An 11,244-nucleotide genomic window follows, 5' to 3' on the forward strand; every position below is an offset into this window, starting at 1 on the left:
ATTATTAACAATAAAGATGAATATGGAAATATAACCTGTTACTTGGAAGGAGGAACCAATTATGAAAAATCACAATTTATTTCTGTACTACAGGAAGTTATTTCTCCTGTGGACAATCCAAGATATCTTATTGAGCAAAAAAGAAATGGTTTTATGAGAAATCAAAATATTTATTATCCGGTTCCTGAAATTTTAGGGAAAAATAAGAAGAGTGCAGAGTTTTTCAGATATAATTGGAATGGATTAATGGAGAAAAGTTCTCTTATATTTACCAGAACCATGGAGGGAAGGAATATTTTGTTGAAATTAAGATTTCAATCTTTAATGAAGACAAATGGAAGAATAGAACATATTCATAAATGGACGAGATAAATAATGATAAGTTAGAAAATAATCAAATAAATTAGATAATGAAAGAATTCGTAGTATCAGAAATTAAAAACAATATTGCCGAGATCACTTTCGGAACACCTAAAAGCAATTCTCTGCCCGGTGTAATTTTAGAAAAACTGGCTCAGGCTATTTTAGAAGAAGGAGCAAAAAAGGAAGTGAAAGCCATATTAGTTAAAAGTGTGGGTGAAAAAGCATTTTGTGCAGGAGCAAGCTTTGATGAACTGTTGGCTATAGATGAACTATCAGTGTCTACGCAGTTTTTTGGTGGATTTGCTAAAGTTTTAAATGCTATGAGAAACTGCGGTAAAATTGTAGTGGTTAGAGTTCAGGGCAAAGCTACAGGAGGTGGAGTTGGACTGGCATGTGGAGCAGATTACTGCTTTGCTACCAAAGATTCTGCATTGGCGCTTACCGAAATTAATTTGGGAATAGGTCCATTTGTTATTGGTCCGTATGTAGAAAGAAAAATTGGAAAGTCCCAGTTTTCAGCTATGGCTATAGATGCGGATTTCAGGTCTGCGGCATGGGGAGAACAGCATAATATCTATCATTCAGTATCTGACAATATTACCCAAATGGATGAACAGCTCGAAGAATTCTTACAAAAACTGGCTTCAAGAAGTGATGAGGCATTGGCTTTAATTAAAAAAGTATCATGGGAAGGTACAGATCACTTTGAAGAGTTAATGCCTGAAAGAATTCATATGAGCGCCAGCCTGATCTTAGAGGATTCTGCTAAGAAAAATATCGAATTCATTAAAGAAAAGTTAAGAGCAAAATAATCTCAGACAAATTATATTATAAAAAGCCATTGAAAAAAATCAATGGCTTTTTTATGTAAATAACCGGATGAGATTTATATTATGTTAAATTATTTAAGCAAATGCTTGTGTATTTGTTTGGTAAAATAATTTTTCATTTAAAAATTATCAAATATTTGCATAAATTAATAATTTTTAATATATTTAATGCTTAAATATTAAAAAGTGTTAATATGAAGTTAAAGATTGAATTATTTACTACTACTGCAGCTTTATTCTTGATAGGAGGGCAGCTTAAGGCACAGAAAACAAAAAGTGATACAACAACTCAGGAACAAAAAATTGAGGAAGTTATAGTAGTTGCGTATGGTACTCAGAAAAAAGAAACTCTGGTAGGATCAAATACAGAGGTGAAGGCAAAACAATTTGCAGATCGTCCTATTTCCAATATAGGTCAGGCTATTGATGGGGCAAGTCCGGGGGTAAAAGTCAGTACAGGGACCGGACAGCCAGGAAGTGCACCTAGTATACAGATTAGAGGAATTGGTTCCTATGGAATTTCTACTTCTCCTTTATATGTGGTGGATGGTGTTATTTATACCGGGTCTCTTGCTGCTATAAATCCAAATGATATTGCCTCTTTTAATATTTTGAAAGATGCTGCTTCCACCTCACTGTATGGTTCTGCAGCCGCAAATGGAGTTGTTCTTATTACTACAAAATCAGGGAAAAAAGGAGCCGATGTACTTAATTTTAGTATGAATACAGGATATGTAGGAAGGTCTATTCCTGAATATGACAGGGTGAATGCATCCCAATATTATCCATTGGTATGGGAAGCCATGCGAAATGGGCAGCTAAGTTCAGGAGCTACTTTGGCTGCCGCTAATACTTATGCTACTAATAATTTAATTTCAGGGGTATTGAAGACCAATGTTTTTAATGTAGCGGATAACCAATTAGTGGTGGATGGAGTACTGAATCCTAATGCTCAAATGAAGTATACAGATTTGGATTGGCAAAAACCATTGATGAAAACGGGGTTCAGACAAAATTATGAGTTGAATTACAGTGGAGGAACTAGTAAGACAACGTACTTCTCTTCTGTAAGTTATACCAATGAGACTGGATATCTTATAAAATCTGATTTTGAAAGATTTACAGCAAGGCTTAAAGTAGATTCTCAAGTTAAAAAATGGCTAAAGTTAGGGACCAGTATAAGCGGAGTTTCCTCCAATGGAAATAATGCATTAGATGGAGCAAACAATAATTCTGCCTATATCAATCCTTATTCCTGGACAAGAACAATGGGACCTATCTATAGTCCTTATGCACATGACCCGATAACGAATGCCACTTTATATGATTCTTTCGGTAATGTGGTTTATGATGCCGGAAGTGCAAGAGGGGCCGATGCTGCTGCTGGAAGAAATATTATTCAGGAAACCCTTTTGAATGAAGATATTTCTAAAAATTACTATATTATTTCAAGAGCATATGCTGAAATTAAAGTTGATCCTTATTTGACATTATCTACTAACGTAGGGTATGATATAAGAAATAACAGAAGGAGTCGGTATATTAATAAAGTAATAGGGGACGCAGCACCTGCTGGGGCAGCGGAGAAAAGTACATATACTGAACAAACTATAACATTTAATCAATTATTAAATTATAAAAGAAAATTTGGATCTCATAATTTTGAGTATCTTTTGGGGCATGAGAATTACAAGTATATGTATGAATATATGCTGGGGTATAAACAGGGACAGATTGTAGATAATAATACGGAGTTTATCAATTTTGTGACACCCACTACTTTAACTTCTCAAACTGACAATTATAGAAAGGAAAGCGTTTTTTCGAGATTAAATTATGATTACAAATCTAAATATCTCCTTTCGGGATCGATACGTTGGGATGCCTCTTCCCGATTTAGTAAAGATGTAAGATGGAATTCATTCTGGTCTTTAGGAGCTGGATGGAGGGTAAAAGGAGAGAATTTTTTGAAAGACTCTAATTTAATAAGTGAATTAAAACTTCGGGGTTCCTATGGTGAAGTAGGGAATGATAATACAAATAGCTATTATATGTATCAAAGCACATATGCTTTAGGATATAATAATGCTCTGGAACCAGGTATTTTATACAATTTTCTTGCAGATCCTACCATTACATGGGAATCTAATAAACAAACAGATGTAGGAATTGATTTTGGGCTTTTCAATAATAGGATTACGGGATCTGCTGAATATTATAACCGTATTACTGATGACCTGATTTTTCCGGTTCCGGTTCCTGTGTCTTCAGGTGTTCCGGGAAATAGTGTGAGTAGAAATGTGGGAACCATGTATAATAGAGGATTTGAATTTAGTATAAATGCAGATGTTATTAAAAAAGAGAATTTTTCATGGAGCCTGAATGCCAATGCTTCCACAATTAAAAATGAAGTCACGGAATTATCAAACGGGATCACTGAAATTATTAACGGGACAAAGAAAATTTCGGTAGGACATTCTGTATATGATTATTGGCTTAGACAATGGTATGGAGTCGATCCGGCGGACGGTTCCCCTTTATTCCTTGTTGCAGATGCTTATGCCAATACTACAGCATCAGATATCAGAACAGTAAATGGAACTTTGGTAACAACAAATTCTAATAAAGCAAAATATGATTATTCAGGTACAGCCATTCCTGATTTATTTGGAAGCTTTGGAACCACTATTAATTATAAGCAATGGTCTTTATCTGCTATGTTCACCTATCAGATTGGAGGAAAAACCTACGATTCGAATTATGCTTCCCTGATGTCCAGTTATTCACAGGGAGGAGCACTTAGTACAGATATATTAGACAGATGGATGACACCGGGACAAATAACAGATGTACCGGCCTTAAATTCCTTAACCTATACCAATTCAAATGCAGCTTCCAGCAGATGGCTGGTAAAATCAGATTATATCACCTTTAGACAGGCTACTCTGAGTTATAGCTTTAATCCGGAATCCATAACACAGTTTGGACTAACATCCTTGAGAATTTTAGTTTCAGGAGAAAATATCTGGAGTAAAACAGCAAGGAAAGGTTTAGAACCAAGTCAGTCTTTTAATGGAACCACTACCAATAGATATACGCCGGCAAGAATTGTAACAATAGGATTTAATGTATCATTTTAAAATTGAAATTATGAAAATTATAATAGAAAAATATAAAATATTAACTGTATTATCAGCTTTAATAGTAGGAATCTTTTTAAATTCGTGCCAAAGCGATTATCTGGAGACAGATCCTACAACAGCAGTTTCAGAAGAAGCAGCTTATTCAAGTGCTGCCAATTTGATGGCTATTATCAATGGAATGCATAGAGATATGTATTATCGTCAAAATAGTAATCAGGGACAGAGCGGACAGAGCGGGATTATGATTATGATGGATGCTTTGGGTGAAGATCTGGTTTTTCCTTCTACAGGAAATGGCTGGTATATCACTACAGTAAGATGGCAGGATCAAATAAATGAAAATGGGAGTAATGATTTTTATCCTTATCAGTTTTATTATTCATTAATAAGAAATGCTAATTTGGTAATTGCTAATGGGCCCGGTGTACCAGCTCCTACTGCTGCAGATGAAACCACGATAAAAAAAGCAATTGGTGAAGCCTATGCATTTAGAGCCTTTTCTTATTATATGCTTGTACAGATATACGGAAAAAGATATGTGGCAAATACTACAAATACACAGTTAGGTGTTCCTATTCGATTGGTTGCAGATGAGTCACCTATGGCAAGAAATACGGTTGAAGAAGTGTATGCTCAGATCAATAGCGATATCGACGAGGCTCTTACCAGGCTTTCAGGTACTTCGAGAACTGCAAAATCCCACTTTGATCAAAATGTAGTTTTGGGATTGAAGGCAAGAATAGCTTTAACTCAGGGGAATTATGTCTTAGCAGCTGCCTCTGCTCATTCTGCGAGAGCAGGATATAGCTTAATGGATAATACAACCTATGTTTCGGGATTTAATACACTTGCGAATGGGGAATGGATGTGGGGGTCTGCAATTATTGCCGATCAAACCGATTATTTTGGAAATTTTGGAGCTTATATGTCAAGAAATTATAATTCTACAAATATCAGACAAGCCCCTAAAGCAATAAATACTAAACTTTATAATATGTTTCCCAGTACAGATGTAAGAACTAAAGTAGTAGATCCTACGGGAGCTCATACATCCCTTTCTTTGCCGAGTACTTATTCGAAGTTTCCTTATACAAGCCAGAAGTTTTTATCTGTGAGTACTTCGGATAGCAGGATGGATGTGCCTTATATGAGGGCCGCAGAAATGTACCTTATAGAAGCGGAAGCATTGGCGAAAATAGGAGACGAGGCTGGTTCAAAAGTAATATTCAACGAGTTTTCTGTTAATAGAAATCCTTCCTATGCAGGAGCTGCTACTACGGGTACAGCCTACATAGATGAAATTATTAGAAGCAGAAGATTAGAATTTTGGGGTGAAGGATTTAGGTTTTTAGACTTGAAAAGATTAAATCAAGGTTTAGATAGAAGTGGAGCCAATCATTCGAACGTAGTAATTAATAATATAGTTACTGTTCCCAGTACAGATCCGAGATGGGAGTATTTAATTCCGCGTTCTGAAATTAATGCTAATCCGCTTATAGAGCAAAACCCATTATAATTTCATTATTTCAAAACCCTGTTCGTTGCAGGGTTTTGTTAATCATTAGAAAAAAAGGAAAAAATATAATGAGAAATTCAAAAAAAAATATAACTTTGTAATTCAAAGTTCTTTTTATGGATACAAAAAACTATCACGAAGACTTATCTCACATACGTTCTATGATGGAGCGTTCATCCAGATTTATTTCATTGAGCGGTTTATCTGGAGTTTTTGCTGGGTTAGCAGCAATTATAGGTGCAGCATATGTATATTTTGTTTTCCAGCGGGAGGGGATTGATTATTTTGACGGAGATAGAAACATTTATAGTCCGGCTGTAGTAAGAGAACTGTTTATTACAGGAATTCTGATTCTTATAGTAGCAATTTTGAGTGGCTATATTTTTACCGCTAATAAAAGCAGAAAAAAAGGATTGAAAATTTGGGATGCTACTACTAAGCGTCTTTTAGTTACCTTTTCTATCCCTTTAATCACAGGTGGTTTAACTTGTCTTGCCTTTTTGCATCATCATTTTTTTGTTTTGATAGCTCCTTCTACTTTAATTTTTTATGGACTGGCATTAGTAAGTGCTGAGCGATATACATTAACAGATGTGAAATATTTGGGATATTGCCAGATATTTTTGGGGTTAATCTCATTATTCTTTCTGGGATGGGGACTACTTACATGGACATTAGGTTTTGGGGTTTTGCATATTGTCTATGGATTAATTATGCACAAAAAATATAAATAATTCCTGCTAAAAGAATTTTATAAGCTTACAATGATAAAGATAAATCAACTCAATAAAGAATTTGAAAGCCGAGTGAGATTGGGGATTATGTCCGTTCTCATGGTTAATGACTGGGTTGATTTCTCAGAAATGAAAAACCTTCTAGAAGTTACAGACGGAAATCTGGCAAGCCACAGCAATGCTTTGGAAAAATCAGGATATATAGAAGTGAAGAAAGAATTTGTAGGTAAAAAACCTAAAACATCGTACAGGGTAACACAAGATGGACGATTGGCGTTTACAGAACATTTGAATGCTTTAGAAAAATTATTAGGTAAGTAGCCTATATTTTTTTCAATTTTAACTTTGTAATTCAAAGTTCTTTGTTTTTAATAAAAATAAATATGACTAGAAAGAAATTTTTAAAAAAACTTTTTCAACTCTCCCTGATTGGAGCAATACCAGCTTTATATTCATGGCAGGTTGAACCTTTTTGGGTTGAATTTGTACAAAAAAAGTTATCTATTAGAAATTTACCTCAAGAACTTGAAGGTAGAATATTAATGCAGATTTCAGATTTACACGTAGGAAACCGCTTTGACTGGAATTTTCTCATTGATGCATTTAAAGAAGCCAAATCCTTCAATCCTGATTTTGTGGTTTATACAGGAGATTTTGTGAATCATGGAAGCCCTGAAGATTTACAAAGCCTCCAAAAAGTAATGGATCATGCAGTGATCGGAAGATTAGGGACTTTCGGAGTATTAGGAAATCATGACTATGGAAAGAACTGGAAGAACCTGAGTTCTTCAGAAAACATTTGTAATATCCTGGCTGATATTGGAATTACAATTCTCAATAATGAGCAAAGAGAAAGCAATGGGCTGAATTTTATTGGTTTTGGAGATTTATGGTCTCCTAATTTCCGGCCTAAAGAAGTCATGGAGAATTATAGTCCATTAAAAGCAAACCTTATTCTCTGTCATAATCCTGATGTCTGCGACCTGGATGTCTGGAACGGATACAAGGGCTGGATTTTAAGCGGACACACTCACGGTGGGCAATGCAGAATACCCGGAGTTATTACTCCCATACTTCCTGTAAAAAATAAAAAATATGTTTCAGGAGAGATTGATCTGGAAGACGGACGAACGCTATATATCAATCGTGCTATCGGGCATTCATTTCAGGTGAGATTTATGGTTCGCCCGGAGATCACTGTTTTTACTTTAACTCAAGCTTAAATCAATATATTATGGAAAATAAAATAATTGTCAACATTGGAAAAGGGATGTTCTCGATCTCTTTATTATTAGGAAGCATCTGTCTTTTTGGATATATTATTACAAAAATAACACAGTTTGCATTTTATGGATATCTCTTTCTCATAGCAGGATTTATTATCAACCTTATAATAGTTATTATTCTATTAGTATATGGTTCGGTTAATAAAGAAAGATGGAAAGCTTGCCTAACTGCTATTAGCATTATGTTATTAAATATCCCCATATCTATTCTTTACGCAGTAATAGGACTTAATATTCTTTAGATACTTATCATGAAAAAAATAAGAATACATTTTTTACTTTTTATGTATGAAAATTCCCAGCATCAATACAGAAAGTATTTTAAAAGGACAAAGAGACAGTGGCAGTTCAATGAAGAACAGCTGCTATGCTTTAAAGAAGATTCATTGGGAAGAATCTTAGGCGAATTTTATAAAAAGCATGGTTTCAGAATGATTCCCAAAATGGAAAATCATGATGTCTACCATTTGGTAACCGATTATGGAACCAGTATGAAGGAAGAGATAGCCATGCAGTATCTTCTTTTCGGAAATGGAAAAAGGAGTGCTTACCTTCTGGGAGTAATGTTACTGGGAAGCCTTGTATTTCCGGAATATTTCAAAACCTATATCAGAGCTTATCAAAAAGGGAAAAATATGAAACCTTTCCATAACTGGGATTTTGAGGGTCTATTATGGCAGAACTTCGAACATCTGAGAGATTGTATTCAGCAAAAAAATATCATCACTCATTTTTAAAAATAAAAATAATGAAAACATATCAATACATATTTCTAACTACAGCTTTGTTTACCATTTTATTTTACGAGCAAAGTATAGGATTGAATTTAGGGATTTTAGGGATAGTTTATACCTTACTTACTTTATATAAAACCTCTGAAAGAAATAGAACAAAATCTTTTCTGCTTCTATTTGTGACAAGTATTTTGTCAAGTATAGCTTTTGCATGGTATGCAGACTTTCCTTCTTTTTTAGCGATTATAACATCTCTTCTGCTTTTATCGTATAGAGCAAAGAACAGAAGAATGAAAATATTACTGCTAATTCCGGTTGTTATCGTGAATGCCTGTACCTTTATCTGTCGTTTTTTCAATTTTCAATCTTGGCTTCCTAGAAGGAATTTCTCGGGATTAGGACAGAAATTAGTCGCATTTGTTCTGATTCCATTTATATTATTGGCTGTATTTTTTGGAGTTTACTCCGTGGGAAGCAATCATTTTGCCAATCTTTTCTCTTATATAGAATTGGATATTAATCTTTGGGAGGTTTTCTGCCTTAGTGTTGTCGGGATTTTCATTGCTTTTAATTACTGGAATTATGAAGTAGAGAAATATATTTATATGCAAAATCATGTTCTTAATAATGATTTTGGAGAAAAAGATAAAATCCAGAAAGCGACTTATTCATTTATGGAGCTGGATGTAGAGAGAATGAGTGGTGTAATCTCCTTTGTTTTATTAAATATACTACTGATTTTTTTCATTGCCACTTACAGTTATGAACAGTTCTATGAAGCAGCTAAAACCCCTGTTCAGCTTTCAGAAGAGACCCATGAAGGAGTTAATGCTGTTATCCTGTCCATTATTATGGCGATTCTGGTTATTATGTTTTATTTTAAATTAGGATTCAATTTTGATCCCAAGGCAAGATTACTAAAGATTCTTGCACAGGTCTGGATCTTCTTAAATGGAGTATTGGTATGTTCTACCCTTACTAAAAATACAGAATATATCATTAATTATGGGTTTACTTATAAAAGGTTAGGAGTATATGGATTTTTAATTTTATCATTAATTGGATTACTATTGACATTTATTAAAATTCAGAAGAAAAAAAGAAATGCTTATTTATTTAATACAATGGCTTGGTGGTTTTATGGAACAATTTTAGCATGCAGTTACATCAATTGGGGCGGAATTATTACCTCCCAAAATGTAAAAAGAAGTGATTTTGCTGTTAATTATCATATAAAGTCTGTACACTTTAATGACAAAATATTATTGAAATATGCAGATGAAAAACAGAATTTACCATTAAAAAAACAAATATCGGATAAAGTGCATCATGAAAATTCAGTGAGCTTTCTTTCAAAAGTGCTTTATTATGAAACATTCAAAAACTAGACATTATGAAAAAATTCTTGATATTAATTCCTTTACTCATCATCTCATGTAAGAAAGATGCTAATACACTGGGGAATGTGGAAACAGACTCTACTGCTGTGACAGAATTACCCACGCAATCTGAGTTGGATTCCATAGCAATCAGGAAAAAAGATTCCATTGTGAATAATGCTCCGGCTACCAAAGAGGTTCTCCGTAAAGGTGTTATGAGAAATGAAAAAGAAGGTCAGATTATCAGAACTGCAGATGCCTCTCAGCTTCCTTTCACATTAGGAGAAGAATTTACTAAAGATGACCAGGAGTTAGTATTAAAGCTTACCAATTATGATCAACCGGAAATTAAAGCGAAAATTAATACCAGGGAAAAAGATTTTAATATCAGGTTTAATCAGATAAAACTCCCGGATGGAGAATATGACGGACCTTTTGGAAGAGACCTGATCCACGAGACTTCCGGAAAAGGAGAAGTATGGCTTATTATAGGAAAAAGTAATATGGCTTCCGGAAATACCAAGGGTAAATTTTCTGTCAGTGTAGAGTAGGATTGGTATGATTTCTGTAAAATATCTCACATAATAAATAGATATAAAGAAGTTACATTATGAAAAATTTGGTATTAACCGCAGTCGCGGTTTCTACAGCCTTAGTAAGTTGTGGAACCGTTCAGTCACTGGTTCAAAACACATTTCCTTATACAGCTAATGTTTTAATTTCAACAGGAGTTCCTGCAGATAAAGAAGTCTCTTCTACCGCAACTGCTACCAATGTGCAAACTTGGTTTGGCGGAAATAACAATGCAAAAATCAAAGATGTAAGAATTTCTGATGCTAAAGTTTCGGTGGTCTCTCCTTCAGGAGGAAATCTGAGTGCTTTAAAAACAATAAAAATATATATATCCTCCAATGGAACTGGAGAAAGATTAGTAGCGTCACGTACCAATATCTCCGCTAATAGTTCCAGTCTGAATCTGGATCTTAACAGCGAGTCAGGATATCTGGATGAGGTTGTGAAAAGTGCGGGCCTTACAGTGAGAACAGTCTATGAACTGAAAAATCAGACCAGCTCAGATATGAACTTAAAAGTAACACTTAATTTTAATAGCGTACCGGCTAATTAATTTTGTAATAGTTTATAAAAAAACCACTTTTTATTTAAAAAGTGGTTTTTTAATTATCTTTTTATAAATCTTTCCAGAGTTTTTCTTTTTCCGTCTTGAATTTTAATGAAATAAATTCCTGTCGGAAGAGAAG

Annotated in this window: 11 protein-coding genes and 1 pseudogene; 11 read left to right on the forward strand and 1 reads right to left on the reverse strand. The window is 34.2% G+C overall.

Annotated elements, in window-relative coordinates; genetic code table 11:
* The 11 genes and pseudogenes from Q0A18_RS03090 to Q0A18_RS03140 all read left to right on the forward strand — a co-directional run.
* Positions 1-372 (forward strand): annotated as a pseudogene (locus Q0A18_RS03090) (hypothetical protein); the annotation flags it as partial.
* Between the two features lie 38 nt (positions 373-410).
* Positions 411-1,175, forward strand: a complete 765-nt coding sequence (locus Q0A18_RS03095) for an enoyl-CoA hydratase/isomerase family protein (protein ID WP_292008706.1) — start codon at positions 411-413, stop codon at positions 1,173-1,175.
* A gap of 212 nt (positions 1,176-1,387) precedes the next feature.
* Positions 1,388-4,333 (forward strand): SusC/RagA family TonB-linked outer membrane protein, encoded by a 2,946-nt coding sequence (locus tag Q0A18_RS03100; RefSeq protein WP_292008707.1) that lies wholly within the window; start codon positions 1,388-1,390, stop codon positions 4,331-4,333.
* A 10-nt stretch (positions 4,334-4,343) separates the two neighbouring features.
* Positions 4,344-5,852 carry a RagB/SusD family nutrient uptake outer membrane protein gene (locus tag Q0A18_RS03105; RefSeq protein ID WP_292008708.1) on the forward strand — a complete coding sequence of 503 codons (1,509 nt, stop codon included), beginning with the start codon at positions 4,344-4,346 and terminating at the stop codon, positions 5,850-5,852.
* Between the two features lie 116 nt (positions 5,853-5,968).
* Complete coding sequence (locus Q0A18_RS03110; protein ID WP_292008709.1) at positions 5,969-6,586, forward strand: hypothetical protein; 618 nt, start codon at positions 5,969-5,971, stop codon at positions 6,584-6,586.
* 30 nt (positions 6,587-6,616) lie between these two features.
* Positions 6,617-6,907 (forward strand): transcriptional regulator, encoded by a 291-nt coding sequence (locus Q0A18_RS03115; protein ID WP_292008710.1) that lies wholly within the window; start codon positions 6,617-6,619, stop codon positions 6,905-6,907.
* A 62-nt stretch (positions 6,908-6,969) separates the two neighbouring features.
* Positions 6,970-7,809 carry a metallophosphoesterase gene (locus Q0A18_RS03120; protein WP_292008711.1) on the forward strand — a complete coding sequence of 280 codons (840 nt, stop codon included), beginning with the start codon at positions 6,970-6,972 and terminating at the stop codon, positions 7,807-7,809.
* Positions 7,810-8,123: 314 nt separating this feature from the next.
* Positions 8,124-8,609 (forward strand): Coq4 family protein, encoded by a 486-nt coding sequence (locus tag Q0A18_RS03125; RefSeq protein ID WP_292008712.1) that lies wholly within the window; start codon positions 8,124-8,126, stop codon positions 8,607-8,609.
* A gap of 11 nt (positions 8,610-8,620) precedes the next feature.
* Positions 8,621-9,994: a DUF4153 domain-containing protein gene (locus Q0A18_RS03130; RefSeq protein WP_292008713.1), complete on the forward strand. Its 1,374-nt coding sequence runs from the start codon at positions 8,621-8,623 to the stop codon at positions 9,992-9,994.
* Between the two features lie 5 nt (positions 9,995-9,999).
* Positions 10,000-10,536, forward strand: a complete 537-nt coding sequence (locus tag Q0A18_RS03135; RefSeq protein WP_292008714.1) for a hypothetical protein — start codon at positions 10,000-10,002, stop codon at positions 10,534-10,536.
* A gap of 59 nt (positions 10,537-10,595) precedes the next feature.
* Positions 10,596-11,111, forward strand: a complete 516-nt coding sequence (locus Q0A18_RS03140) for a hypothetical protein (RefSeq protein ID WP_292008715.1) — start codon at positions 10,596-10,598, stop codon at positions 11,109-11,111.
* Between the two features lie 53 nt (positions 11,112-11,164).
* On the opposite strand, the gene Q0A18_RS16480 is transcribed toward Q0A18_RS03140, so the two are convergent.
* A partial coding sequence (locus Q0A18_RS16480; protein ID WP_363315941.1) for a T9SS type A sorting domain-containing protein occupies positions 11,165-11,244 on the reverse strand: 80 nt, incomplete at its 5' end.

This window comes from Chryseobacterium sp., assembly GCF_022712095.1.
Lineage (GTDB): Bacteria > Bacteroidota > Bacteroidia > Flavobacteriales > Weeksellaceae > Chryseobacterium.